Origin of the sequence: Streptomyces sp. TLI_053, assembly GCF_900105395.1 — a bacterium.
GTDB lineage: Bacteria > Actinomycetota > Actinomycetes > Streptomycetales > Streptomycetaceae > Kitasatospora.
The window spans coordinates 7,122,688-7,147,842 of the sequence record NZ_LT629775.1 but is presented as its reverse complement, the minus strand read 5'-3'; the positions used below and the strand labels follow the sequence as shown (position 1 = coordinate 7,147,842).

General features: G+C 74.3%; 20 protein-coding genes and 1 tRNA gene. 9 read left to right on the top strand and 12 right to left on the bottom strand.

All coding sequences use genetic code 11. From position 1 onward, the window contains the following. Positions 1-312 precede the first annotated feature (312 nt). The 3 genes from BLU95_RS29875 (at position 313) to BLU95_RS29865 (ending at position 4,645) form a co-directional block, all read left to right on the top strand. Entirely contained in the window at positions 313-1,290 is a 978-nt protein-coding gene (locus BLU95_RS29875) for an aldo/keto reductase (RefSeq protein WP_093862712.1), read from the top strand. A 152-nt stretch (positions 1,291-1,442) separates the two neighbouring features. Beyond that, a complete protein-coding gene (locus BLU95_RS29870) occupies positions 1,443-3,758 on the top strand; it encodes an ATP-binding domain-containing protein (protein WP_093862711.1) in 2,316 nt (771 codons plus the stop codon). A 248-nt stretch (positions 3,759-4,006) separates the two neighbouring features. Beyond that, positions 4,007-4,645, top strand: a complete 639-nt coding sequence (locus tag BLU95_RS29865; protein ID WP_093862710.1) for an ester cyclase — start codon at positions 4,007-4,009, stop codon at positions 4,643-4,645. 51 nt (positions 4,646-4,696) lie between these two features. Here the strand turns inward: BLU95_RS29865 and BLU95_RS29860 are convergent, their stop codons facing one another. Further along, entirely contained in the window at positions 4,697-5,302 is a 606-nt protein-coding gene (locus tag BLU95_RS29860; RefSeq protein ID WP_093862709.1) for a hypothetical protein, read from the bottom strand. 336 nt (positions 5,303-5,638) lie between these two features. On the opposite strand from BLU95_RS29860, the gene BLU95_RS29855 reads away from it, so the two are divergent. Next, a complete protein-coding gene (locus tag BLU95_RS29855; protein ID WP_286158661.1) occupies positions 5,639-5,833 on the top strand; it encodes a DUF5703 family protein in 195 nt (64 codons plus the stop codon). Between the two features lie 216 nt (positions 5,834-6,049). Here BLU95_RS29855 and BLU95_RS29850 read toward each other — a convergent pair whose 3' ends face one another. From BLU95_RS29850 to BLU95_RS29840, 3 genes are all read right to left on the bottom strand, one after another. Further along, the gene (locus BLU95_RS29850; protein ID WP_093862707.1) at positions 6,050-6,928 is read right to left on the bottom strand and encodes a chaplin; all 879 of its coding nucleotides are present in this window, start codon (positions 6,926-6,928) and stop codon (positions 6,050-6,052) included. Positions 6,929-7,172: 244 nt separating this feature from the next. Further along, entirely contained in the window at positions 7,173-7,415 is a 243-nt protein-coding gene (locus tag BLU95_RS29845) for a chaplin (protein WP_400754991.1), read from the bottom strand. Between the two features lie 223 nt (positions 7,416-7,638). Further along, positions 7,639-8,961 (bottom strand): M20/M25/M40 family metallo-hydrolase, encoded by a 1,323-nt coding sequence (locus BLU95_RS29840; protein ID WP_043471987.1) that lies wholly within the window; start codon positions 8,959-8,961, stop codon positions 7,639-7,641. Positions 8,962-9,213: 252 nt separating this feature from the next. On the opposite strand from BLU95_RS29840, the gene BLU95_RS29835 reads away from it, so the two are divergent. Continuing rightward, positions 9,214-9,301: transfer RNA gene (locus tag BLU95_RS29835), tRNA-Leu, on the top strand. Positions 9,302-9,442: 141 nt separating this feature from the next. On the opposite strand, the gene BLU95_RS29830 is transcribed toward BLU95_RS29835, so the two are convergent. From BLU95_RS29830 to BLU95_RS29810, 5 genes are all read right to left on the bottom strand, one after another. Next, a complete protein-coding gene (locus BLU95_RS29830; RefSeq protein WP_093862705.1) occupies positions 9,443-10,201 on the bottom strand; it encodes a methyltransferase domain-containing protein in 759 nt (252 codons plus the stop codon). 84 nt (positions 10,202-10,285) lie between these two features. After that, positions 10,286-10,606 carry a hypothetical protein gene (locus BLU95_RS42530; RefSeq protein ID WP_093862704.1) on the bottom strand — a complete coding sequence of 107 codons (321 nt, stop codon included), beginning with the start codon at positions 10,604-10,606 and terminating at the stop codon, positions 10,286-10,288. A 130-nt stretch (positions 10,607-10,736) separates the two neighbouring features. Then, positions 10,737-12,194 carry a chloride channel protein gene (locus BLU95_RS29820; protein ID WP_093862703.1) on the bottom strand — a complete coding sequence of 486 codons (1,458 nt, stop codon included), beginning with the start codon at positions 12,192-12,194 and terminating at the stop codon, positions 10,737-10,739. 167 nt (positions 12,195-12,361) lie between these two features. Continuing rightward, positions 12,362-13,126 carry a TetR family transcriptional regulator gene (locus BLU95_RS29815; protein ID WP_231977866.1) on the bottom strand — a complete coding sequence of 255 codons (765 nt, stop codon included), beginning with the start codon at positions 13,124-13,126 and terminating at the stop codon, positions 12,362-12,364. 136 nt (positions 13,127-13,262) lie between these two features. Then, the gene (locus BLU95_RS29810; protein WP_093862702.1) at positions 13,263-14,414 is read right to left on the bottom strand and encodes an acyl-CoA dehydrogenase family protein; all 1,152 of its coding nucleotides are present in this window, start codon (positions 14,412-14,414) and stop codon (positions 13,263-13,265) included. A 170-nt stretch (positions 14,415-14,584) separates the two neighbouring features. Here BLU95_RS29810 and BLU95_RS29805 point away from each other — a divergent pair, with 170 nt between their 5' ends. After that, on the top strand, positions 14,585-15,022 hold the full coding sequence (locus tag BLU95_RS29805) for a PhlB family protein (protein WP_093862701.1): 438 nt from the start codon (positions 14,585-14,587) through the stop codon (positions 15,020-15,022). Positions 15,023-15,203: 181 nt separating this feature from the next. Here BLU95_RS29805 and BLU95_RS29800 read toward each other — a convergent pair whose 3' ends face one another. After that, on the bottom strand, positions 15,204-16,166 hold the full coding sequence (locus BLU95_RS29800) for an electron transfer flavoprotein subunit alpha/FixB family protein (protein ID WP_093862700.1): 963 nt from the start codon (positions 16,164-16,166) through the stop codon (positions 15,204-15,206). A gap of 56 nt (positions 16,167-16,222) precedes the next feature. Further along, a complete protein-coding gene (locus BLU95_RS29795; RefSeq protein WP_093859420.1) occupies positions 16,223-17,008 on the bottom strand; it encodes an electron transfer flavoprotein subunit beta/FixA family protein in 786 nt (261 codons plus the stop codon). Between the two features lie 380 nt (positions 17,009-17,388). Between BLU95_RS29795 and BLU95_RS29790 the strand changes: the two genes are divergently transcribed. Together BLU95_RS29790 and BLU95_RS29785 are read left to right on the top strand one after the other, a co-directional pair. Continuing rightward, positions 17,389-18,804 (top strand): hypothetical protein, encoded by a 1,416-nt coding sequence (locus tag BLU95_RS29790; RefSeq protein ID WP_231977864.1) that lies wholly within the window; start codon positions 17,389-17,391, stop codon positions 18,802-18,804. Then, on the top strand, positions 18,801-19,367 hold the full coding sequence (locus BLU95_RS29785) for a hypothetical protein (RefSeq protein ID WP_159425040.1): 567 nt from the start codon (positions 18,801-18,803) through the stop codon (positions 19,365-19,367). The genes BLU95_RS29790 and BLU95_RS29785 overlap by 4 nt, the downstream gene beginning before the upstream one ends. 171 nt (positions 19,368-19,538) lie before the next feature. On the opposite strand, the gene BLU95_RS29780 is transcribed toward BLU95_RS29785, so the two are convergent. Beyond that, positions 19,539-21,716 (bottom strand): ATP-binding protein, encoded by a 2,178-nt coding sequence (locus BLU95_RS29780; RefSeq protein ID WP_093862698.1) that lies wholly within the window; start codon positions 21,714-21,716, stop codon positions 19,539-19,541. 284 nt (positions 21,717-22,000) lie between these two features. Here BLU95_RS29780 and BLU95_RS29775 point away from each other — a divergent pair, with 284 nt between their 5' ends. Further along, positions 22,001-25,123: an AfsR/SARP family transcriptional regulator gene (locus BLU95_RS29775; protein ID WP_093862697.1), complete on the top strand. Its 3,123-nt coding sequence runs from the start codon at positions 22,001-22,003 to the stop codon at positions 25,121-25,123. The last annotated feature ends 32 nt before the right edge of the window (positions 25,124-25,155 follow it).

Sequence of the window (25,155 nt, the reverse complement as noted above, 5' to 3'; positions counted from 1 at the left end):
TCCAGTCGGTTGTGTCGTGAGGGTAGCGGCGCGTCCGGCGGACATGCTACTGGCCGGTAGGAGTGGTCCGGGTCACATTCCGGCCGCGTGGCGGGGGCCGGGCGCGACCGGCCGCGGGGGCGGCTCCGTCCCGCCGCGGGGGCGGGGGCGGTCCTGCGGGTCTGCGCACCTGCCCGGGCACCGGCCGCTACGCTCAGCCGACGTGGGGGCGCCTCGCCCCACCTGCGTGTTCGTCCCCGTCGTCCCGGCCGCGCTGCCGGCCGGTGGCGCCGCGCCGCCACCGCACCTACGGCCAGTAAGAGGGCACGTCCGATGGAAAAGCGTCACCTCGGCCGCACCGGGCTGCAGGTCTCCCGGCTCGGCCTCGGCACCATGACCTGGGGCCGCGCCACCGACGAGCAGGAGGCCGCGGAACAGCTCAAGGAGTTCGTCGACGCGGGCGGAAACCTCGTCGACACCGCCGACGTCTACGCCGACGGCGACGCCGAGTACCTGCTCTCCCGGCTCACCGACAGTCTCGTCCCCCGCTCCGAGCTGGTCATCGCCACCAAGGCCGGAAGCGTCCCGGCCGCCCGCCGCTTCGACGGCTCGCGCGGGCACCTGCTCGCCGCGCTCGACGCCTCGCTGCGCCGGCTCGGCACCGACTACGTCGACCTGTGGCAGGTGCACGCCTTCGACCCGGCCACCCCCGTCGAGGAGACCCTCAGCGCGCTCGACATCGCCGTCTCCTCCGGCCGGGCGCGTTACGTCGGGGTCTGCGACTTCAGCGGCTGGCAGCTGGCCAAGGCCGCCACCTGGCAGAACGCCCACCACGGGCGGGTCCCGCTGGCCGGGGCGCAGCTGGAGTACTCGCTGCTCCAGCGCGGCATCGAGCGGGAGGCCCTGCCCGCCGCCCGGGACACCGGGGTCGGGCTGCTCGCCGCCTCCCCGCTCGGGCGCGGTGTGCTGACCGGCAAGTACCGGCACGGCCTCCCGCAGGACTCGCGCGGCGCCTCGCCGTACCTGTCGGGGTTCGTCCAGCCCTACCTCGGGGAGCGTCCGCGCCGGATCGTGGACGCCGTCGCGACCGCCGCCGACGGCCTCGCCAGCAGCCCGCTGGCGGTCGCGCTCGCCTGGGTCCGGGACCGCCCCGGGGTGGCGAGCGCGCTGGTCGGGGCCCGCACCGTGGGGCAGCTGCAGGCGGCGCTGTCGGTGGAGGCGCTTACGCTTCCGGAGGAGATCCGCGGTGCGCTCGACGACATCTCGGCGCCGGTCCACCGCTACCCCGACCAGGGGTGGAGCGAGCTGTAGCGGTCGCCCCACCCCGCACCCGAGCCTGCCCGAACCGACCGACCGCCGACCCGACCGCCCCGCGCGGCCCCGGACCGGCCCGAACAGCCGACCGCCCGCAGCCCGGGGTGGCCGGTGCCCAGCAGTGGAGTTGAGCTTTTGTGGAGCGGACGATGACTGACGCGGAGAACGGTGCCCCGGAGGAGTCCTCGACGGGCCCGGACACGGGCGGCGCCGTGCCCGCGCAGGCGTCGGCGGAGCGGGACGCGGCGGAGCCGGCGGCGGGCGCCGACGCGGTGGCCACGGACTCGGAGGCGGACCCGGGCGCGGACGCGGGCTCCGACAGTGACTCGGGCTCGGGCTCGGACGCGGACGGGGAGGCGGCACGTGCGGGGGCACCCGACGCGGCCGGGCCCTCCGGCGGCGCCGCGGACCGGGCGGCCGTCGTCGCGGCGCTCGCCGAGCGGGTCCGCTCGGTGGGCCGCTCCGGCCCGGGTTCCGCCGCGCCCTCGGCGTCCCCCGCCGCCCCGGGCGCCCCCGCGCCGGCCGACGGGACGGCTCCCGCTTCACCCGCCGACCGCGGCGGCACCGACCGGGTGGTGACCGACGAGCAGCGGGCGCAGGCGCTCCGCGCGACCGCCGAGGTGCTCGGCGCGGGCGGCGCCCCGGCCGGGCTGGCCGGCGCCGCCGTGTCGGTGTTCGGCGACGGCGCGGCCGAGCAGCTCCGCGAGGACCCGTGGGCCGTGCTCTCGCTGCCCGGCGTCCGCCCGGAGCACGCGGACGGCTTCGCCCGCGGCCTGCTCGGCCCGGCGGCCGGCCCGGGCGACCCGCGGCGCGCGCAGGCACTGGTCGGCTGGCTGCTGGAGCAGGCGGCGCTGCGCGGCCACTCCGCCCTGGAGATCGGCGAGGTGACCGCCGGGCTGGAGCGCCTCGGGGTGCCGGACTCCGCCGCCGCCGTCCAGGCCGCGGTGCTCGACGGCCGGGCGATGCCCTTCCAGGAGGAACTCACCGGCGCCGAGGCGCACGCGGCGGGCGGCGACGACGAGGACGAGCCGCCGACCCGGACCCTGCTCGCCCTGGAGCGCCTCGCGCTGGCGGAGGAGAGCCTGGCGGACGGCCTGGTCCGGCTGATGTCCACCTTCGTGCCCGGCGAGGACCAGGAGGAGTCCGCCGAGGAAGCCGCGGCCGACAGCGTCCCCGAGACTGCCGACGAGGACTCGGACGACGACGCGGACGGCTCGGACGCGGAGGACGGCACCGAAGCCGCCCCTCAGGCACCCGCCGCGCCCGGTCCGGCCGCCTGGGAGGCCGCCGCCGAGGCCGCCCCGTCCTCCTCCGCGGCCGCCCTGGTCCGGGCCGCCGCCGCGAACGCGCTCGTCCTGCACACCGGCGGCGAGGCCGCCCGCGCCGAGCCGGCCGCCCTGCTGGCCACGGCCACCGGCCTCGGGCTGCGCGCCTGGGCCGCCACCTGGACCGACCACGGCCGGACCGCCTTCGCCGCCCTCGCCCCGCTCGCCGACGTCCCGGCCCCCGCCCCCGTCGCGACCCTGGCCGAGCTGCTCGCCGGCGCCGCCGGCCCCGGCCGCTCCCCCGACGGCACGCTCGCGCTCGACCTGCTGGTCGTGCTGGACGCGCCGCTGCTGGACGTCGAGCTGGCCGCCACCCTGCTGGAGTCGCTGGCCGACGGCACCCGGCTGGTGCTCAGTGGCGACCCGGGCCAGCTGTGGTCCGCCGGTCCGGGCCGGTTCTTCGCCGACCTGCTCACCGCCAAGGTCTGCCCGGCCGTCGCCTCCCGCACCCCGGACTTCGGCCCGATCGGCGAGCTGGTCTCCGGCGTCGGCATCGGCGAGCTCCAGCCGGTCGACGCACCGGACAAGGAGGTGGTCATCCTGACCGCCAAGGACAGCGGGGAGGCCGTCCACCGCGCCGTCCAGCTGCTCACCGACTCCATCCCGCGCGCCCTCGGCATCCCCTCCGAGCAGGTCGTCCTGCTCACCCCCGGCCACGGCGGCGGGGCCGGCACCCGCGCACTGAACGCGGCCGCCAAGGCCCGGCTCAACCCGGGCCCGGGCCGGTTCGCCGGCTTCGACCCGGGCGACCGGGTCGCCGACTCCCCCGCGCCCGGCCACACCCGGCCGGCCCGGGTGGTCGACGGCGACGCCGCCGGCCTGCACCTGGAGTACCCGGACGGCACCCGCCGCACCGTCCCGCCCGCCGAGGCCCAAAAGCTGCGGCACGGCTGGGCGCTGACCGTCCACCAGGCGGTCGGCCGGCACTGGCCGGGCGCGGTGGTGGTGGTACCGGACGACGCGGCTCCGGCGCTCAGCCGGCAGTGGGTGTACACCGCGTTCGGCCGGGGCGAGCGGCACCTCTCGGTGGTCCACGCCGCCGGACCGGCGCTCCCCCAGGCCGTCGCCGAGCGACCGGCCGCGCCGCGCACCACGCGACTGCGCGCGATCCTCGCCGAGAACGCCGCGCAGGAGTACTGACGGGCCCGGACGGCGTCCGGTCCGCACGGAGGGCCCCGGGTACGTCCTCGGACGTGCCCGGGGCCCTCCGGCCTTCGCGCGCGCCACCGGCCCGGGGCGCACCCTCCCGACCCTCGCGACATGAACAGGATTCATTGTTCCGGTAGAAAGCAAGCCTTGGACGCATGGCACCGGGCCGACGGAGGGTGAGGACGTCCCCCGGCGCGCACCTGCGCGCCGGCCGCGCCCCGAGAGGAACGTCCGAAATCATGCGTCCGAAGCGCCGCTTCCGCCCCGCCTCCGCCACCCTCGCCGGCTCCCTGGCCGCCCTGCTCGCCGCCGGCGCCGTCCTCGGCGGTGCGACCGCCGCCGCCGCCCGCGACTCCGCCGACCGGGGTTCCGCCGCAGCAGCGGACCGGGCCCGGCGGCTGGTGGACCGCTCGCCCGACCTCGTCCGGCCCCTGGCTCTCACCGTGGACGGCTCGCTGGGGACCCGCCGGGCCGCGCAGGAGGTCCGGCTGGCCCAGCAGCTCTACACCTTCTGGAACACCGGGGAGCAGCGCTACCTGGACGCCGCCGTCGACCGGGACTTCCGGGACAACACCCTCCCGGCCGGGCGGCCGCAGGGGCCCACCGGCCCGGCCGTCGCCGCGCGCGCCTTCCGGGCGGCCGTGCCCGACCTGCGCTGCGAGCTGGCCGACCTCCTGGTCACGGGGGACAAGCTCACCGCCCGGCTGGTGTTCCGAGGGCACTTCACCGGGGTGTTCCAGGGGCGGGCCGGCCGCGGGCAGGCCGTGGAGTTCACCGCGATCGACATCCAGCACGTCGGCGCGCGGCGGATCACCGAGGACTGGCACATCGAGGACAACACGACCCTCCTCGCCCAGCTCGGCGCCGCCACCGGCTGAGCGGCCCCGCCCCGCGCGCGCCGGGCGCGCGGGGCGGACACGGGACGGCTGTCAGTCGTCGAGGTCCTCGTCGTCGTAGACCTCGCTGACGTCGAAGCGGCAGATCAGCAGCTGCGGGTCCGCGTGCTCGAACGGCTCCGGCAGCCACTCGCCCGGCTCGCTCGGCTCGGCCGCCGCCACCCAGAGCGTGGAGTCGCCCTCCTCCAGTCCGAACTCCTCGCTGCGGGCGGCGATCTCGTCCGGCTCGAACTCGCCGAACAGCACGCCGATCGCGGCGTTCACCCCGTCGCCCGCGGCCCCCTCCGGGGTCAGCGAGTCGTCCAGCCGCTCGGCCTGGGCACGCAGCCGCTTCGGGTCGACGATGTGGTAGTCGCGGCGGATCAGCACGCTGATCGCCTCGGGCTGTTCGGGTCCGTGGTACCCGCCCGGGCCCTCGTCGCCGGGGACCTCGAAGGGGGTCACCTCGTCGTAGACCTCGTACAGGAGTTGGTCGTACGCGATGGCCGCCGTCGCGAGCTGCTCGTAGGCGGTGGACACAGCGGAATCGTCCGCTGCGCTGGGGCTTGACACCGCTTCCAGATGACGGTCGATGGCGGCCTTGACCGCCTCGGCGGCGGCGCGTACCTCGGCAATGGTGGGCTGCGCGGCATCAGACATGGTGCAGACGCTATCTCCCCCCGGTGCCGGTACGCACAGCGGTTGTCACCTACACCCGCGATTTCACCGCAACTTCCCCCCTGATGTCCGTTCCGCATGCATCTGTCCCCCGCCGGCAGGCGCTCGACGGCGCACGCCGGGCGCACACTCGGGCCCGTCCCGGGGTCGCTTCACCCGGCGCACCCGGGGTATGCCGACCACAGGAGCAACGGAACTGATGTCCAGTCAGCCAGGTGCGGGCCGGGGCGGCCGAAAATACCCGGGCCCGCTGTCGGAAGCAGGCCGTAGGCTTGCTCGGAGGCGTCCCACAGGAGGAGCATTTTGACCCCACCGAAGCTGGTCCGGCAGCCGGAGTACGAGTACCAGTCGCTGCGCATGCCGCGCGGGACGTCCCGCAACGCGGCACGCCAACTCCTCACCGATCATGCCGAGTACGGGCACTGGGAGCTCGACAGACTCCGACTGTTCCCGGACGGCAGCCGGACGGTGCTGCTGCGCCGGCGGATCATCCGGCAGGTCCGGAGCTGGTGACGGTCCGGGGCCGGTGACGGTCCGGGGCCGGTGAAGGTCCGGGGCCGGACCCTCCGGAGGCGGTGACGGCGGCCGAACGGGAGCCGGGACGTCGCCGGGTGCCGCGTCCCGCCCGTTGGCCCGCCTCCGGACCTCCGGACCTGCTGTGAGCACGCCACCGGCCCCGGGCCGTGGGGCCCGGGGCCGGTGTGCCGGGAGATCCGGCGCCGGGAGTGCTCAGCGAGCGCCGGCGCGGGAGCGGCGGTAGAGGACACCGCCGCCGATCAGCAGGGCCAGACCGGCCGCGCCGAGCAGTTCGGTGTCACCGGCGCCGGTGGAGGCCAGCTGGCTGCCCGCGGCGGCGGTCGGCGCCGCGGACGGGCTCCCGGTGCGCGCGGCCGCCGGGCGGGCCTGGCCCGCCGAGCCGCCCTGCTGCGTAGCGGCGGCACTGCCCGGAGCGGCGGCCGCCGCGCTCGCGGAACCCGTCGCCCCGCTGCCGGACGGCGTGCCCTCGGACGGGCCGCCGTTCCTGGGCGTGCCGGTGCTCGGGGTCTGGGTGACCGGCGGGGTGGAGGGGTGGGCGGTCGCGGGCGGCGGCGGGTTGTGCGGGCCGTGCTCCTCCGGGCAGTCCTCGTCGGGCGTGACGGGCGGAGCGGTGTGCGCGGGCGCGGCCGTGGCGGCGCAGTCGTTGCCGAACGCCGGGTTGGCGGCGCCGACCACGTCGACCGAGTTCCCGCAGGCGTTGACGGGGATGTGCACCGGCGCCTGGACGCTGTTCCCCGCGGCGACACCGGGTGAGCCGGTGGCCGCACCGGAGGCGCTCGCGCCCGGGGCCGACTTGCCGCCGCCCGTGTGCGCACCGCCGTGGTGCCCGGAGGCGTTGGCGCAGTTGTTGCCGTACGCCGGGTTCAGCGCGCCGACCACGTCGACCGTGTTGCCGCAGGCGTTGATCGGCACTTCCACCGGCACCTGCACCGAGTTGCCGGAGGCGACACCCGGCGAACCCACTGCCGCGCCCTCCGCCCCGGCGGTCGCGCTGGCATAGCCGGCTGTCGAGGCCAGCACACTGCCGGTGGCCACGGCCGTGAGGAGCCCCTTCTTGGCTGCGTTCCTCATATTTTCCCCTGACATTTCGAGACGACGTGACGACCTTCCGAAAGTCGGAATTTCCGATTGGGCGGAGAGGTCCTCGGCTGCATGGGAGAAAACGAAGCAACCCACAAGGAGGTTGAGCCGTGCGGCCCCCATTCACTCTTTCGAGGGATGTCATGGGTCGCGCCGGGGGCGGCCCCGGAAACGCAGGCGCCCCCGGCGCGGCGCGTCCGCCGCCCGGGGGCCCGACTCAACGACCGATCGAGGATCAGACGTTCGCGCAGTGGTTGCCGAACGCCGGATTCAGCACGCCGATCACACTGATGGTGTTGCCGCACAGGTTGACCGGGATGTGCACCGGGATCTGGATCTGGTTGCCGGCCACGACGCCCGGGGAACCGGCGGCCACACCCTCGGCACCGGCCCCGCCGTGGGCGGAGGCGACACCGGCAACGGCGAGCACCAGGCCGCCGGTGGCGGCGGTCACGGCGGCGATCTTCTTGACCTTCATCATTCCTCCTGTATGAACACCCGGATATCGGCTCCGGGCCGTCACAGTGAGGAACGAGATTGCGGCAAACGGGGTACGGAACAGACGTTGCATTCACCCGGACCGGTGATACGACGAACATGTCATCGAACTTCCCGGATCCGCGTCCGTCGGGAAACGCGGGAGCCGCACGGTGGACCGCCGTGCGGCTCCCGTGCGGCTCCCGCCCCGGTCGGCGGGCCGCTCAGCAGGCGTCGAGGAACCGGTCCAGCACCCGCACGCCGAACTTCAGGCCGTCCACCGGCACCCGCTCGTCCACCCCGTGGAACATCCCGGCGAAGTCGAGCTCCGGCGGCAGCTGGAGCGGGGCGAAGCCGAAGCAGCGGATCCCGAGGTCCTGGAAGGACTTGGCGTCCGTCCCGCCGGACAGGCAGTACGGCACCGCGCGGGCGATCGGGTCCTCGGCACGCAGCGCGGTCTGCATCGCCTCCACCAGAGCCCCGTCGAAGCTCGTCTCGATCGCCTTGTCCGAGTGCAGGCTCTCCCGCTTCACCCGCGGGCCGAGCACGCTGTCCAGCTCGGCCAGGAACTCCTCCTCGTAGCCGGGCAGGAAGCGGCCGTCCACGTGCGCGGTGGCCTGGCCGGGGATCACGTTCACCTTGTACCCGGCGCCGAGCATGGTCGGCTGGGCGGTGTTGCGCAGCGTGGTGCCGATCATCTTGGCGATGCCGCCGAGCACCCGGAGCGTCTCGTCCATGTTCTCCGGGTCGAGCTCGACGCCGAGCGCGTCCGACAGCTCGTCCAGGAAGGCCCGGACGGTCTTGGTGATGCGCAGCGGGAACTCGTGCCGCCCGAGGCGGGCGACCGCCTCGCACAGCTCGGTGATGGCGTTGTCGTTGTTCTCCATGGACCCGTGCCCGGCCCGGCCCTCGACCGTGAGCCGCATCCAGTGCATGCCCTTCTCGGCCGTCTCGATCAGGTAGAGCCTGTTCCGGTCGTTGACCGTGAAGGAGAAGCCGCCGACCTCGCCGATCGCCTCGGTCACGCCCTCGAAGAGCCCCGGGTGCTTGTCCACCAGGTACCGGGCGCCGTAGGTGCCGCCCGCCTCCTCGTCGGCGAGGAAGGCCAGCACCAGGTCGCGCGGGGGCTTGCGGCCGGTGCGCAGCCGGTCGCGCACCACGGCCAGGGTCATCGCGTCCATGTCCTTCATGTCGACCGCGCCGCGCCCCCAGACGCAGCCGTCCGCGATCTCGCCGGAGAACGGGTCGTACGTCCAGTCCGCGGCGTTGGCCGGCACGACGTCGGTGTGCCCGTGGATCAGCAGGCCCGGGCGCGACCGGTCCTCGCCCTCGATCCGGACGACGGTGGAGGCCCGCCCCTTGGCGGACTCGATGATCTGCGGTTCGAGGCCGAACTCCGCGAGCTGCTCGGCCACGTACTCGGCCGCCTTCCGCTCGCCCGGACCGGAACCGTCACCGTAGTTGCTGGTGTCGATCCGGATCAGGTCGCGGCAGATGTCGGCGACCTCGGACTCCCCCGTCACCTTCGACTCGCTCCGCTCGCTCACGGTCACTCCTCGTCTCTGGCCCGCACCGGCACCCCGGCGCCGCCCCAGGACCTGCACCCGGGTCGCGCGAGCACGTCCACCCATCCTCTCCCAGCCCCGGACCCGGATCCACCCCCAGGAAACACGCCGACACACCGCCGCAACCCCCACTCCCCCGCCCCGGGCCGTTTTGGGACCGACAGCCGATCACTGCTACAGTTACATCTGTCAGCGCGGCCGACGAACAGAAGGAAGCCGCGAGGACAACACCCCGTCCGGGTGGCGGAATGGCAGACGCGCTAGCTTGAGGTGCTAGTGCCCTTTATCGGGCGTGGGGGTTCAAGTCCCCCCTCGGACACCACGGAAAGACCCCAGATTCGTCTGGGGTCTTTTTCGTTTTCCGCACCGCTCCTGTCACGCTACGCCGCGCCGTGGCGTGACAGGAGCGGCCCCGGCCTCGGGCCGGACCGCCCCGGCGAACGGCGCACCGGGCGATCGCCGGTCAGTCCGCGTGGGCGGTGACGGCGACGGCGGTCTCGGCGAGGAAGAAGCGTCCGTGGGCGGCGGCGAGGCGGACGGCGGTGTGCCAGGCCTCGATCTCCGCCGGGGAGAGCGGGCCGCGTCCCTCCTCGGCGGCGGTGGCCAGGGCGTGGCGGATGCCCTCGATCCGGCGGGCGGCGTGGCCGGTCAGCTCGGTGGAACCGGTGACGACCGGGTGGACCCGTCCGAGCCGCAGTGGGGAGTTCCGGACCAGGCCCGGGAGCTTGCGGCCGATCCGCCCGTCCGCGTGGTCCATCCAGGGCTGCTGGTCGTCGGTGAAGGCGTGGCAGATCCGCCGGTCGAGGTCGCGGTCGGCGCCGGCGATCACCAGTGAGTCGAAGTCGACGTGGGCCAGGACCGCCCGGCCGCCGGGCCGCAGCACCCGGGCGGTCTCGGCGAGCAGCGCGGCCGGGTCCGGCAGGCATTCGAGCACATTGTAGGAGACCGCGGCGTCGACGTCGTGGTCGGGCAGCGGGAGCGGCCGGGCCAGGTCCGCGGTCCCGATCCCGACGCCTCCGGGGTGGTCCGCCAGCAGGCGGCGGGCGGCGGCGACGCTGTCGGCCGAGTGGTCGAGGCCGAGCAGCCGGGCATCGGGGTGGCGGCGGGAGAAGACGGCCAGGGTGGGACCGGTGCCGCAGCCGAGGTCGAGCACCCGCCCGCCCGGGCGCAGCGCGGCCTCGTCCACCAGGTGCTCGTGTATCGGCTCGTCGGCTTCCGACATGTGCGTCCCCCTCGGCGTCCGACCCGTTCTACCACCGGGCGGCGACCGCGGGCACGGGGTTTTCGGCGGGCGGCGGCGGGGTTCTCAGCGGGCGGCCCAGACCGGGCAGCGGGGGTGGTGGCGGTGGGTGCGGATGACCGTCCCGCCGAGCGAGCGGCGCTCGGTGGTGGAGACGGCGCAGCAGGCGGCGGCCTGCGGGGCACCCGGCGCCGGTGCGGACCCGGGCGCGATCGGACCTGATCCGCCCGGCCCGGACCTGCCGGGCGCGCCGGGCTGGTTCGGCGGAGGCGTGGGGAGCGGGCGGCGGGGGCGGCCCTCGGTGGACCGGCGGCCGGCAGCGCGGTGGTCGGTGGCGCGGCGGTCGGTGGAGCGGCGGCTGCGGCGATGGGGTGAGGAGGTGGTCATGGGAGCGGGATTGCCCGGGGCGGCGGCCGCGAATCCCGGATTAATTCGAAGGAGTGGAGAAGAGGGATCGGTATTGACGCGGGCGCCACCGGTCCCCCAGCCATCGGCCGGTGGAGCGGTGGCCGGTCCCTCAGCCGGCCCGCGCATCCGCCGGGGCCGTGCGCCGCTCGATCCGACCGCGCAGCAGTTCGCCGACCACGAAGGAGGTCACGGCCGTCACCAGCAGCAGGGGGAGCGAGTCGGGTGCGTCCGGCCCGAGCAGCTCGGCCGCCAGTACCGTGCTGGTCACCGGCAACCGGGTGACCGAGGTGGCCGCGGCGGCCAGGCCGACGGCCAGCCCCGACTCGATGCCGAGGCCCGGCAGCGGGCCGCAGGCCACCCCCAGGGCCGCGCCGATCAGCACCGCCGGGAAGATCGGGCCACCGCGCAGGCTGCCAAGGGCGATGCCCCAGGCGACCGTCTTGCAGAGCGTCAGCATCAGCAGCGCGAACACCGACCAGGCCGCCGGATTCGCGGCCAGGGCCCCCAGGGTGGCCTGGCCGGAGAGCGCCGCCTCCTCCGGCGAGCGGTCCGTCAGCAGCGCGTACGCGGCGATGCAGCCGCCGACCGCGACCGCGCACAGCACCGTGCGCAGAGCCGTCTGCCGGACCGTCGGCGGCGGAACCGCCCGCCCGGGGTCGCCGACGGTGAACGCCTTGACCCGGTGGCCGAGAAACTGCCCGGCCACGCAGACCACGGTGACCGCGACCGCCACCGGCAGACCCCACAGGAAGTCGCCCGGGTCGGGGACCGCGGCGGGCGGTTCCGAGGGCAGCGACAGCGCGCCGACCGAGAGCCCGGTCCAGTGGCCGAAGCCGGTGAACACCAGCGCGCCGACCCCGCTCGCCAGCAGGCAGGGCATGATCAGCAGCAGGAGCTGCGGCCCGCCCAGGCCGGCCGCCTCGATCATCATCACGGCGGCCACCAGAGGGCTGCCGAAGATGGTGGAGATCGCCGCCGCCGAACCGGCCGCGCCCAGGACCGGCACCAGCTGCGGCCGGGCCGCGCGGCGGGACGGCCGGACGGCGAGCAGCGCCAGCCCGGCGCCCATCGCCATCAGCGGCGCCTCCGGACCGAGCACGGCGCCGAGCGGCAGACAGGCGAGGGCGGCCAGCACGACGCCGGGCACGGCGCTCGGCGGGGCGGGCGGCCCGCCCAGACCGTCCACCGGGACGTGGCCGCCGCGCCCGGGCACCCGGGTGACGATCGGTGCGAGCAGCAGTCCGGCCAGCAGCAGCGCGGGCAGCGGCCACCACCACGGGGCCCGGTCGAGGCCGAGGGCGTCGGGCAGGCTCTCCCAGACCCAGTGCTGGAGCTGGTGCTCGAGGCCGACGAACCAGAAGGCGGCCAGCGAGACCGGGACGCCGACCAGGGCCGAGATCACGAGGAGGCCGAGATAGCCCTTGGTGCGCAGCACACCGTGCAGGGTGGGGGACGGTCGCGCGGGCGCCGGGTGGACGGGAGGGGACGCCGGGCCGGTGCCCGACGTCGGGCCGGATCCCGCCGTCGGGTCCTCGCTCCCGCTCGGGCCGTCGCTCGGCTCGGGCATCGTCCGCCTCCGTCGCGTTCCCCGCGCCGGTCCGGCTCCGGCCACGTCCTGCGACCGAGTCTCGCCCGCCGCCCGGGCTCGCGCACGGCAGCCGCGGGTCGGGGCCCGGCGCGTCCCGCCGGGCCTGCGCCATCAGGGTGAGAGAGGCGGGGCCGACGGGGGACGGGTCACTCCTGGGGGACCCGCCGGGGGTCGCCGAGGGCGCTCTCGATGCCCTGGACCATCCGCCAGAGCGGCGCCCGGCGGCTGGCGACCAGCACCACGACGTCGTCCTGCTCCCCCGGGCCGTCGCCGTCCGCCGCCGGGGCGCCGCCGGCGGGGCGCTCGCCCCAGGTGTCGGTGACGAAGGCCATCGCCCGGTCCACCTCGGTCACCCAGTCGCTCTCGCCGCCGGAGCGGAGCCAGGTGCGCAGGGCGTGGTTGTGCGCGGAGACCACGGCGGCGGCGACCACGTCGGCCCGCAGCGGGCCCTCCGGACGCCCGGCGAACCGGCCGCGCAGATAGTGCGCGAGGGTGTGCTCGTAGCGCCAGACGACGGACAGTTCGTAGGTGCGCAGGCCCGGCACCTTGCGGGTCAGGCGGTAGCGCTGGACGGAGAACGACGGCTGCTCGGCGTACATCCGCAGGACCAGCCGGGCCGCGTCGCAGGCGTGCCGGACCGGGTCCTCCTCGCCGCTGCCGGACTCCAGGAACTCCGTCATCTCGGCAAGGCCGCGCTCGTGGTCGGGGAAGACCACGTCCTCCTTGGCCGGGAAGTAGCGGAAGAAGGACCGCCGGCCGACGCCGGCGAGCGAGACGATGTCGTCGATCGTGGTCTGCTCGAAGCCGCGCTCCAGGAAGAGCTCGAAGGCGGCGGCAACCAGCGCCTCACGCATCGCGGGCTTCGGTTGCCCGTCGTTCATCGGTTGGTCCTGCTCTTCCTTCTCGCTCATTCCCGGAACATAGCATCGGCCTCGAACACCCGGACCGGCCCGTGCACGGCTGCGGTCCGGGTGCCCGAGGACGGGCCCCGAAGGGTCCTCAGACCGGTTCCCCGACCGGTTCCCGGACCGGTCGGGAGGGGTGGTGCTACGGCAGGTTGCGGGCCATCACGATGCGCTGGATCTGGTTGGTGCCCTCGTAGATCTGCGTGATCTTCGCGTCCCGCATCATCCGCTCCAACGGGTAGTCCCGCGTGTACCCGTAACCGCCCAGCAACTGCACCGCGTCCGTCGTGATCTCCATCGCCGCGTCCGACGCGAAGCACTTCGCCGCCGCCCCGAAGAACGTCAGGTCCCCGTCCTCCCGCTGCGACCGCGCCGCCGCCGCGTACGTCAACTGACGCGCCGCCTCCAGCTTCATCGCCATGTCCGCCAGCATGAACTGCACACCCTGGAAATCACCGATCGGCTTCCCGAACTGCCTGCGCTCCCGCACATACCCCTTCGCGTAGTCCAGCGCGCCCTGCGCGATCCCCAGCGCCTGCGCCGCGATCGTCACCCGCGTGTGGTCCAGCGTCCGCATCGCCGTCGCGAACCCCGTACCCTCCGCACCGATCATCCGGTCCGCCGGGATCCGCACGTTGTCGAAGTACACCTCACGCGTCGGCGAGCCCTTGATGCCCAGCTTCCGCTCGGGAGCACCGAACGACACCCCCTCGTCGCCCTTCTCCACCACGAACGCCGAGATCCCCCTGGACCGCAGCTCCGGGTCCGTCACCGCCATCACCGTGTAGAACTCCGACACCCCCGCATTGGTGATCCAGCGCTTCACACCGTTCAGCACCCAGAAATCACCGTCCCGCACGGCCCGGGTCTTCATCCCCGCCGCGTCGGACCCGGCGTCCGGCTCCGACAGGCAGTACGAGAACATGCCCTCACCCCGGGCCAGCGCCCCCAGGTACCTGGCCTTCAGCTCCTCCGAACCCGACAGCTGCACCGGCAGCGAACCCAGCTTGTTCACCGCCGGGATCAACGACGACGAGGCGCACACCCGCGCCACCTCCTCGATCACGATCACCGTCGCCAGCGCGTCCGCCCCGGAACCCCCGAACTCCTCCGGCACGTGCACCGCGTGCAGATCGTTGCCCTGCAACGCGTCCAGCGCCTCCTGCGGGAACCGCCCCGCCTCGTCCACCTCCGCCGCGAACGGAGCGATCTTCGCCTCGGCCAGCGAACGCACCGCCTCACGGAGCATCACGTGCTCCTCGGAGATCCGGAAGAGATCGAAGTCCTGGCTCATGAGCGGCACTCCTGTTTCACGATGTTCGCGACGGTACTCAGTACCCTTCATTATGCACGCGCACAAGGAAAAGGGAACTCAGTGCCTTCACAGAGCGGCACTGAGTTCCCTATCCTCTTTCTGGCGGTAGCCGTAGCACCGGACCCGTACAACCGCAGGGAGATGACACCGTGGTCCACCCAGCCATCGAGGCCGACACCGAGCACGCCCCGCTGTACTTCCAGCGCTGCGACTGGTGCCACAACCCGACCTTCCAGCGCCTGCTCTGCCCCACCTGCGGCTCCACCGAGCTGCGGCTGGAGCGCAGCGAGGGCACCGGGGTGGTGCGGCGGTGCGCCGTCGAGCAGGCCCGTACGCCGCTGGCGCGGCAGAAGTCGCTGATCCGGATGTCCGAGGGCTTCGACGTCTGGTGCATCGTCAGCGGCCTGCGATCCACCGTGCCGGTGGGCACCAGGGTCCGGCTCAGCGGGGCCGCCGAAGGGGTGGAGCAGCCGGAGCTGACGGTGCTGTCGCCGGAGGAGCCGGAGCGGGTGCCGGCCCTCGAACCCCGTCCGCTGCCGCCGAACCAGGGCGGGTTCACCCAGCACCTGGCGGCCTTCGCGGAGTGACAGCGCCGCGGCTCTCGCGGGGCCGCGGCTCTCGCGGGGCCGCGGCTCTCGCGTGGGGCCGCGGCCTGCGCGGAACAGCAAGCATGGAACGGCGAACGGGCGTGGCACCGAGTACCCCGGGGTACTCGGTGCCACGCCCGTTCGGGCATCAGGCCGGTGTGCGGCCGGAACTCGTTCGGGGTCAGGCCTTGCGGGCCTTCACCTCGCCGGTGAGCTGCGGCAGGACCTCGAACAGGTCGCCGACCACGCCGTAGTCGGCGAGCTCGAAGATCGGGGCCTCGGGGTCCTTGTTGACGGCCACGATGGTCTTCGAGGTCTGCATGCCGGCCCGGTGCTGGATCGCGCCGGAGATCCCGTTGGCGATGTACAGCTGCGGGGAGACCTGCTTGCCGGTCTGGCCGACCTGGCTGCTGTGCGGGTACCAGCCGGCGTCGACGGCAGCGCGCGAGGCACCGACGGCCGCGCCGAGCACGTCGGCGAGCTCCTCGACCACGCCGAAGCCCTCGGCGGCACCGACGCCGCGGCCGCCGGAGACCACGATCGCGGCCTCGGTCAGCTCCGGGCGCCCGGAGGAGACGCGCGGGGTGCGCGAGACGACCTTGGCGGCGTTGCCGGTGAACGCGACGGTGACGTCCTCCACCGTGCCCGCGGCCGGAGCGGCCTCCGGGGCGACGGCGTTCGGCTTGACCGCGATGACCGGCACGCCGTTGCTGACGCGGGAGTCGACGGTGTACGAGGCCGCGAAGACGGACTGGGTGGCGACCGGGCCGCTGTCGCCGGCGCGCAGGTCGACGGCGTCGGTGATGACGCCGGACCCCAGGCGGAGGGCGACGCGGGCGGCGACCTCCTTGCCCTCGCCGGAGGAGGTGACCAGCACCGCGGCCGCGTCGGCGGCCTTGGCGATCTGGGCCAGCGCGTCCACCTTCGGGACGACCAGCTGGTCGGCGAACTCGGCACCGTCGGCCACGTACACCTTGGCGGCGCCGTACTCGGCGGCCTTGGCGGCCAGCTCGGCCGCCTTGTCACCGGCGCCGAGGACGACCGCGGACGGCTCGCCGATGCGGCGGGCCAGGGTCAGCAGCTCCAGGGCCGGCTTGCGGACCACGCCGTCGGCGTGGTCGACCAGGACGAGGATCTCAGCCATAACTCGATGTCTCCGTGTTGTGGGGTGGGGCAGCAGGGATGCGCGAACGGGTGGGACTAGATGAACTTCTGGTCGGCGAGGAAACCCGCGAGCGCCTTGCCGCCCTCGCCCTCGTCCTTGACGACCGTGCCCGCGGTACGCGCCGGACGCGCCGTCACCGACTCCACCGCCGTCCACGAACCCGCCAGACCGACCTCACCGGCCCCGATCCCCAGATCGTCCAGGTCCAGGGACTCCACCGGCTTCTTCTTCGCCGCCATGATCCCCTTGAACGACGGGTAACGCGCCTCGCCCGACTGGTCCGTCACCGACACCACCGCCGGCAGCGCCGCCTCCACCAGCTCCGTCGCCGAGTCACCGTCCCGACGGCCCTTCACCACACCGCCCTCGACCGACACCTCCGACAGCAGCGTCAGCTGCGGCACACCCAGCCGCTCCGCCAGCAGCGCCGGCAGCACACCCATCGTGCCGTCCGTCGACGCCATACCACCGATCACCAGGTCGAACCCGGCCCGCTCCAGCGCCTTCGCCAGCACCGCCGACGTCCCGATCGCATCGGAACCGTGGATGTCCTCGTCGTTCACGTGCACGGCCCGGTCCGCACCCATCGACAACGCCTTGCGCAGCGCGTCCTTCGCGTCGTCCGGACCCACCGTCAGCACCGTCACCTCGGCACCCTCGTTCGCCTCCGCGATCCGCAGCGCCTGCTCCACCCCGTACTCGTCCAGCTCCGACAGAAGGCCGTCCACGCCCTCCCGGTCGGTGGTGTGGTCGTCCGCGAAACGACGGTCACCCGTCGCGTCCGGCACGTACTTCACACAGACAACGATCCTCAAGCTCATGAGCGGTTCTCCTGGTACGGGTGCACTGGTCGGATGCACTGGTCCACGGCCTCGCAGCCCGCCGAGGGTACTGAGTGCCAAGTCCGGCCCGGCCGCGCCCCGCGAGCGGTGTCGCACCACCCGGACCGGCCTGCCCTGTCGGCTCTCCGTCAACAGCGTCAGAGGCTCTCCGAAGAGGATACGGCACTCAGTACCCCTGGTAAAGGAACTCAGTACCCTTCCCTGCTGCCGGGCCCGCCGGACCGGGGGCAAGGCCGCCGCAAGCTTTGCGCAAGCCCCGGCCAGGGACCGTCATGGAATCCGCCAGAACGCCCGGGCACACCCCCGTCGGGGCCGCCGGGACCCGGGGCCCCGGTCCGGGATCAAGGAGGGGGAACGACATGACCTTGGTGCACGGGGAACACGGGGAACACGGGGAAGTCGACCGCGGGAACGTCGCGCACGGGAACGTCGCGCACGAGGCGGGCGGTCGCGGAGAGATCGCCCGCGAGGAGGGCGGGAGCGCGAGGGCCGGCCACGGTGAGACCGGGAGCGGTCGCCGCTGGGCCACACTGACCGGCTGCAAGGAGGTGCTGGTGGTCGTCCACTCGACGGTCTACGGCCAGCGCCTGCACGACATCTATCCGCTGCTCGGCGCCGATCTTCGGGTGCACGTCCAGTTCACGGTGGCACCGCACGCGTTCAACGCGGGAGCGGCCGCCCACGTCCGCAGGCTCGGCGGCACGGTGCTGCCCTGGGAGGAGGCCGTCCGCCGGGAGTTCGACCTGGTGCTCGCGGCCGGTTCGCAGGGGCTGGAGCGGTTGCGCGGGCCGCTGGTCCGGCTGCCGCACGGTGCCGGGCACATCAAGCTGTCGCCGGCCGGTCCCGGGAGCGGGGCCGGTAACGGGAGCGGGGCCGGGAGCGGGGCCGGGAGCGGGAGCGGGGCCGGCAGCGGGCGGACCGTGTCCGGCCTGGGGCCCGAGTACATCGTCCTGAACGGCCGGGTGATGCCCTCCGCCTTCGCCCTCGCACACGAGGAGGAGCGCGCCGAGGTGGGCCGCGGCTGCCCCGAGGCACTGCCGATCACCGAGGTGGTGGGGGACGGCTGCTACGACCGGATCGCCGCCGCCCTCCCCGCCCGCGAACGCTACCGGGCCGCGCTCGGGCTGCGGCCGGGCGAACGCCTGGTGCTGGTCTGCTCCACCTGGGGCAGCGGCTCGCTGTTCACCCGGCTCGACGCCGTCCTGCCGCGACTGGCCGGCGAACTGCCCAGGCGCGGCTACCGCACCGCGCTGCTGGTGCACCCCAATGTGGCCGCCGCCCACGGTCCGTGGGCCGTCCGGTCCTGGGCGACGGCCACCGCCCGCGGGGCGGTCGCCGTACTCGGGCCCGAGGAGGACTGGCGCCCGCTGCTGGTCGCCGCCGATTTCGTCATCGGCGACCACGGCTCCGTCACGCTCTACGGCACCATGACCGGCGCCCCGATCCTGCTCGCCGAATACCCGCACCGTGACGTCAACCCGCGCTCGCCCGGCGCCCTGCTCGCGCGGACCGCGCCCGCGCTCAGCCCAGCCCATCCCCTGACCTCCCAGCTCGACTACGCCGCCCGGCAGTACCGGCGGTCCGACTACGCGGCGATCGCCGCCCGGATCAGCTCCGAACCGGGCCGGTTCGACCGCCGGATGCGGCGACTGCTCTACCGCGTCCTCGGCCTCGGCGAACCCGCCCACGTGCCGGAGCCGCCGGTCCTGCCGCTGCCGGCACCGCTGTGGCCGTCGGCCGGCACGACCGGCCGGGCGGGGAGGGCCGGGCGGTGACCCCTCCGCGCACCGTGCCGCGCACCGCGTTCCGCACCACGCCGCGCACCGCGTTCCGCACCGTGCTGCTCGCCCCGGTCGACGGCCCTACGCCGTCGACCGGGGAGCCCGGCCGCAGCGTCGAGGCCCGGATCCGCTCCTCGGCCGGGGTCCGGTGCGGGCTGCTGCTCACCGTCGACCGCACCGCCGGGCCCGTGGTGCCCCGTCCCTTCGTCGACGAGCACCTGGCGCTCGACCTCACCGCACCGGGTGCCACGCACTGGCGTCACCACGCCGATGTGCTGCACCTCGGCCGCACCGGCCGGGCCCGGGCCCGGGAGCGGCTCTCCGCCGTCCTCGGGGCGCTCCCCGGCTGTGCGGTCGCCACGGCCGACGACGCGGACGGCACGCTGTTCGTCCTCGCCCGGAGCGGCGGCGGTCTGGTGCTCCGCACCTCCTCGCCCGTCCCGGGGCTCGTCCTCGGCTCGCTCGCCCACGCGTGGCTCGCCGCCGGCGGCAGGCTCGCCGAGCTCGTCGCGCTGGCAGCACCGGTCACCCGCCGGGCGGCCCGGCGCGGCGCCTGAAGTCCCGCGGCCGCTCGGCCGGCCCGCCTGCCGGAGCGGGTTCCGGCAGGCGGGCCGGCGGGCCGGCCGAGCGGCCGGGGCGGCGCGCCGGTGCCGGGTCGCGGTGACGCGGTGCCCTGGTGACGCGGCGGGGGCGGCGGGGGCAGCGACGCGTCGGGGGCGTACCCGCGCTCAGTCCGCAGCAGGTGGGGGTGGCGGACCGGGCGGCGCCGCCAGGACGGCGAGCGCGGTCTCGAGACGAGCCGCGTCGGGAGCGGCCAGGTGCTGGTAGCGGGCCAGGGACTCGCCGTAGCGGGCGGCCGCCTCGACCAGGTCTCCGCGCGCCCGGGCCAGGTCGCCGAAGAGTTCGAGCACCCGGGCCTCCCAGTGGCGGGCCCGGCCCTCGCGGAACTCGGCGAGCGCCTCCGCGTAGCAGTGCCGGGCCCGGTCGTAGGCGCCGAGTGCGACGTGGGCCTGGCCGAGGAAGGCGAGCGCCCGCGCGGCCTCGTAGGGGTCGGGGACGGCGACCAGGGCCCGGTGGGCGTCCAGGACGACGGGCAGGGTCTCGGCCGGGCGGCCGGCCGCGAGCAGCACCTCGCCGAGCGCCAACCGGGCCAGTGCCGTACCGCGGGCGTAGCCCCGGGCCTCCCTCAGCGCGGCCACCTCGCGAAGGCAGTCGGCCGCCTCGGTGAGCCGGCCCGCCGTCCGGTGGGTCTGGCTCAGGCCGTAGAGCGCGTCCGCCTCGACCAGTGGTTCGCCGACCTCACGGGCCAGCCGCAGCGCCGCGGTGAACCACTCCGAAGCCTCCTCCCCCTCGGCCGCGTTTCGCAGACCGTTGCCGCCGGAGGTGAGCATCCGCAGCTCGCCCTCGCGGTCGCCGGCGGCCCGGGCGGCCTCCCGCCCGATCCGGTGCGCCTCGACCCAGAGCCGGGCCGGGCGCAGCCGCAGGAACAACGGCCACATGGCGTCGACCAGTTGCCAGGCGGCGGCCGCCCGGCCGATCGCGGCGGCCCAGCGGACGGTGTCGGCGAGTCGCCCCGTCTCGGTGTCGAGCCAGCCGACGGCGGCCGCCTCGTCCGCGAACTCCCGTGCCCGGGGGCCCGGTTCGACGGCGTAGTCGCGACGCAGGGTGCGGTGGCTCGGGCTCAGCAGCGCCTCGGCCGCGGTGGTGCGGGCGAGGTACCAGTCGAGCACGCGGTCGACGGCGGACCGGCCCTCGGGCAGGTCCCGCACCGCCTCGGCCCGCGCCCGGGCATGCAGCTTGACCAGGTCGTGGAAGCGGAAGCCGCCCTCCACCTCCTCCAGCAGGTGGACGTCGATCAGCCCGTCGAGCAGCCGGTCGGCCTCGTCCGGGGCCAGGCCGCCGACCGCGCAGGCGACGTCCAGGGTGAAGACGGGGAACGGCAGCAGACCGAGCAACCCGTACAGCCGGACGGTGTCCGTCCCCAGGACCTCGAAGGAGGCGTCCAACGCGTGCTGCACGGCTTCCCCTTCGACGTCGAGCGCGGCGAGCCCCTGGGACTCCTGCCCGAGGGCTTCGGCGGTGGCGGCGAGCGGCTGCACCGGACGGGCGGCGATCCGGGCCGCCGCCAGACAGACGGCGAGCGGGAGCCGGCCGCAACGCTCCACCACCTGGACGGCGGCGGTCCGTTCGCGGGCCACCCGCTCCGCGCCGACCCGCTGGGCCAGCAGTTGCACGGACGCGTCGTCCGAGAGCAGGCCGACCGGTCGGAACACGGCACCGTCTATGCCCAGCCCGGTGAGCCGGCGGCGGCTGGTCACCACCACCACGGCGTGCTCCGAACCGGGCAGCAGCGGCCGGACCTGAGCAGCGGTGGAGGCGTTGTCGAGCAGAACGGTGATCCGGCGCTCGGCGGCGAGGGAGCGCCAGAGCGCCGCACCCTCGGCGAGGCTGCTGGGCACGGGGGCGATGCCGAAGGCCCGCAGGAAACCGCCCAGGGCCTCGGCGGGATCGGCGGGCCCGCCCGGGGCGTGGCCGCGCAGGTCCGCGTAGAGCTGACCGTCCGGGAAGCGGCCGGCCAGCCGGCGCAGCCACTGGGCGGCGAGCGCGGTCTTGCCCACCCCGGCGGGGCCCGTGACGACCACCGTGACATCGACGGCACCCGGGGAATCGCCCAACTCACTGTCCAGGGCAGCGAAGTCGGCGTCGCGTCCGATCAACCGCCTTGGCGTCGGCGGCAGTTGCCTCGGAACCGGCAGTACCGGGGCAGCGGACGCTTCGGCGGGGCCGCCGTAGACCGTCAGATGGCGGATCTCCCCCGCCTGGATCACGGAACCCTCGATCCTCCCGCCGGACAGGGAGTTCCGCGTCTCGAAGCGCTGTTCACGTGCTCCGTCCGCCGAGCTCATCGGCGGCTCCCGACGCGCGGCCGACCTCGGACCCCGGCTGCTCCGAACCCCTTTGGCTCCACTGGCTCCCCCTACCGGTAGAACGACGGACCGAAGTGACGTGAACGACCGATGTGACCCGTGTGACCGAACAATCGCCGACTCCCGCATATCACCTGACGCCCAGTCGGTCGAATTGTCAATAACGCCCGCCCCGACAGGCCGATGCGGTCTGGCTCAGCACCAGCGCACGTGGGATCCTCTCCGACACGGCACGCTGGAAGCCGACCGGCGGGGGGCGTCGAATGGAGTTCCATCTTCTGGGTTCGGTTGAACTTTCGGTGAACGGCGAGTTGTCGGCAATTCGCTCGGACAAGGGTCGCCGACTGCTGGCCGCCCTGGCCCTGGACGTCGGGCGGCCGCTCAGCCACGACCTGCTGGCAGGCCGCCTGTGGGACGAGGAACCGCCGCCCAGCGCGGTCGCCAGCATCTACAGCCATGTCTCCCGCATTCGGCGTCAGTTGAGATTGGCCGTTGCCGCCGAGGACCCCGGCTCGCCCCGCGACATCCCCACCATCGAGAGCCGATCGCACACATACGCGCTGCGTGCCGACACGCATTTGATCGACTGGCATCGCTTTGTCGACCTGTCCCGAAACGCCCGCCGACTCGCCGACAACGGCGACGACATCCAGGCCAGGACCGTCCTGGGCCGCGCCGAAGAAATCTGGCGAGGTGAACCGCTCGCCGGACTGCCCGGCGGCTGGGCCCAGTCCACCCGCGCCACCATGGCCGACCAGCGCCTGGCCACCACGCTGCTGCGGATCGAGATCGACCTCCGGCTCGGCCGCTTCGGGGAGGTCGTCCCCGAACTCACCGCCCTCCGCGAGGACCGCCCCACCGACGAACGGGTCGCCGCGCACCTCCTGGTCGCGCTGCACGGCGCCGGGCGGCAGGCGGAGGCACTGGCCGTCTACCCCGCCGTCGTCCGCCGCCTGCACGCGGACCTCGGCACCGGCCCGGGCGCGGCCCTCACCCGCCTGCACGAGCGCATGCTCACCGGCGCCCCCCTGGCCGCGCCCACCGTACGGACAACGGCCGTACGGCCAACGGCCGGCCCACGGGCGACCGCCGCCCCGCTTCCGGAGGACCCGCGCGGCGGCGCACCGTCGTCCGCTCCGGCGGGCCGGCGCATGATCGGACGCCGGGACGACCTGCGCCGCCTCCTCGGCGGCACCGAGGAAGCCGCGGAGCAGGGCGGCGTGGTGACCGTCTCGGCGATCCTCGGTATGGCCGGGGTCGGCAAGACCACTCTCGCCCTGCATGCCGCGCACCTCATGCGGGGGCGCTTCCCCGACGGCTACGCCCACCTCAACCTGGGCGCCCACGCAGTGGACCGACGCCCGCTCGCACCCCAGACCGTGGCCACCGCGCTGCTGCGCCGGCTCGGCGTGCCCGCCACCACCGTCCCGATCGACAGCGAGGAACTGTTCGCCCTGTGCGCCGAAGTGCTCGCCACCCGGCGCGCAGTGGTCGTCCTCGACGACGCGGCGACCGCGGCACAGGTCCGACCGCTGCTGCCCACCGCGCCGACCTCACTGGTCTTCGTCACCAGCCGCCGCCGACTCGCCGAACTGCCCGGCTCCAGACCGGTGTTCCTGGACATCCTGCCGGTGGACGACGCGGTCGCCCTGTTCACCTCGGTGGTGGGACGGGAGCGCGCCGACGACCGCGCCCGGATCGTCGAGATCGTCGACCGGTGCGGGCTGCTCCCGCTGGCCATCGAGATCGCCGCCAGCCGGTTCAAGGCGCGGCCGTCCTGGACCCTCGCACACCTCGCCCAGCGACTGTCCCGCAAGACCGGCCGGCTCGCCGAGATCCGGCACGACACGGAGAGCGTCGCCCGCGCCTTCGAGATGTCGTACCGGTCTCTGCCCATCGAGCAGCAGGAGGCCTTCCGGCTGCTCGGCGTCCACCCGGGGCCCGACATCGGCCTGCACGCGGCGGCGGCCCTGCTCGGCCGCACGGTCGACGAGACGGACCACCTGCTGGAGGCGCTGCTGCACTGCCACCTGGTGCAGGAGAACACTCCGGAGCGCTATCAGCTCCACGACCTCCTCAAGGAGTACGCGCACGCACTGATTCGCGACGAGGGGGGCGAGGAGGAGGCGGGGATCGCGCTTCGGCGGCTGCTCGGGTTCACGCTCCGAGCAGCCGACCAGGCGGATCGGCTGCTGTATCCACGCCGATCGCGGCTACCGTTGCCGACGTTCCGTCAGTTGCCGGGAATGGAAACGTTGTTGTACGACCTTGACTTGGATTCGAATGATGCCGCACGCAAATGGCTCGACACTGAACAGGCCGGCCTGACCGCACTGGCCGCTCACGCCCGCACGGCCGGTCACCCCGAGGCCACCGCGTGGCTCGCGCACGTCCTGGCCGGCCATCTGGACGCCCAGGCCTTCTGGAGCGAGGCCCACGAGCTGCATCAGGCCGCTGCCGCGTACTGGCGTTCGGCATCGAACGACCGCCGCGAGGCCCGTGCTCTGATCAACCTGGGGGCCACCTTCGCCAACGCCTCCCGCTACCCGGCCGCTCAGGAGGCGCTCCAGCGGGGCCTGACGCTCGCCCGCGCCGAGCGCGACGACGACGCCACGGCGGAGGCTTTGAGCCTGTTGGGGGCACTGCACTGGTACCGGAGCTCCTTGAGCGAGGCCCTCGCCCACCAGGAGGAGGCCCTGCGCATCCGACGAGAAACAGGCGACCTCTGGAACACTGCCCGATGCCTGGCGAACGTCGGCATCCTGGAGAATTCTCTGGGAAATCCAAAAAAGGCCCTGGTCGCCTATGAGACGGCACTTCCACTGGCCCGCAGAATGGGCAATCGGACTTTGGAGCTCAGAATTCTCAACAATCTGGGCGACCTGCATCTGGGAATTCGAGACCACGCCGCCGCCCGCGCCTCCTTCGAACAGGTACTGAGCCTGGAGAACGGCTCGATGCCGCACTTCGAGCTGGCCGTCGTACGGATAAACCTCGCCGCATCGCTCCCAGTCCCGGAACAGCTGGAGCGCGTGCTGTCGCTGTACCGTTCGGCGCTGGCCACCTTCCGCAGGACCGGAAGCATCCGGCACGAGTCCATTGCGCTCGCCGGACTCGGCGACGCCCTGCGCGCGGCCGGAGAGCTCGACGAGGCCCGCGACCAGCTCTCCCTTGCAATGGAGTTGGCCCGATCGGTCGGCGCCGCGCGCGAAGAAGTAGCCGCCCTCCGGGGCCTCGGCCAGTGCGAGGCCCTGCTCGGCGCGCCACAGCGGGCGGTCGCCCTTTTGACCGAGGCCGTAGCCCTGGCGGAGCGGGCCGAGGCGGCAGAGGAAGCGGCACTGGCCCGGGCAGCACTCGCTCGACTCGGATCCACGGACAACGAATAGAAGCCGACCGACTCCTCGGCGCACCCCACAAG